The organism is Serratia sp. CY82433 (assembly GCF_052166535.1).
In the GTDB taxonomy this organism is placed as follows: Bacteria; Pseudomonadota; Gammaproteobacteria; order Enterobacterales; family Enterobacteriaceae; genus Serratia; species Serratia sarumanii.
This window is the reverse complement of the sequence record NZ_JBJNOR010000014.1, coordinates 1-794: the sequence shown is the minus strand read 5'-3', so window position 1 is coordinate 794 and position 794 is coordinate 1. Positions and strand designations below refer to the sequence as shown.

The window sequence follows — 794 nt, the reverse complement described above, 5'->3', positions numbered from 1 at the left end:
TCTTTTCCTCGGGGTACTTAGATGTTTCAGTTCCCCCGGTTCGCCTCATGCCACTATGTATTCATGACATGATAGTGTGTCGAAACACACTGGGTTTCCCCATTCGGGTATCGCCGGTTATAACGGTTCATATCACCTTACCGACGCTTTTCGCAGATTAGCACGCCCTTCATCGCCTCTGACTGCCTAGGCATCCACCGTGTACGCTTAGTCACTTAACCTCACAACCCGAAGATGTTTCCACCGTTCAAGTTGCAAACATTTGAGAGACTCTATGACAGGTTACTCTTCATTCCGGTACTTCTACGGAGGAATGAATTTCAGCCGTCATGTTTCAATTTTCAGCTTGTTCCAGATTGTTAAAGAGCAAAATACTTCGCAGCATACTGTTGCCAATATACTCTGAAGTAGTGAAATACCGGACTATATGGTGGAGCTAAGCGGGATCGAACCGCTGACCTCCTGCGTGCAAGGCAGGCGCTCTCCCAGCTGAGCTATAGCCCCATACAGTCACGCGCAGTACCTTTTCCACTTCCGAGAAGTGGTAGGCCTGAGTGGACTTGAACCACCGACCTCACCCTTATCAGGGGTGCGCTCTAACCACCTGAGCTACAAGCCTATAAAGGTATTTCTGCTCGTTACTTTCTATCAGACAATCTGTGTGAGCACGCCACTCGAAGCAATATCTTTAGGTAAGGAGGTGATCCAACCGCAGGTTCCCCTACGGTTACCTTGTTACGACTTCACCCCAGTCATGAATCACAAAGTGGTAAGCGCCCTCCCGAAGGTTAAGC

The 794-nt window shown here is 49.0% G+C and carries 2 tRNA genes and 2 rRNA genes; all 4 read right to left on the bottom strand.

Features of this window, described 5'->3' with window-relative positions:
* A 23S ribosomal RNA gene (locus ACJ8PI_RS24420) occupies positions 1 to 221 on the bottom strand; the annotation flags it as partial.
* Between the two features lie 207 nt (positions 222 to 428).
* Positions 429 to 504: transfer RNA gene (locus ACJ8PI_RS24415), tRNA-Ala, on the bottom strand.
* Positions 505 to 542: 38 nt separating this feature from the next.
* Positions 543 to 619 (bottom strand) — tRNA-Ile (locus ACJ8PI_RS24410).
* A 74-nt stretch (positions 620 to 693) separates the two neighbouring features.
* Positions 694 to 794: ribosomal RNA gene (locus ACJ8PI_RS24405) — 16S ribosomal RNA — on the bottom strand; the annotation flags it as partial.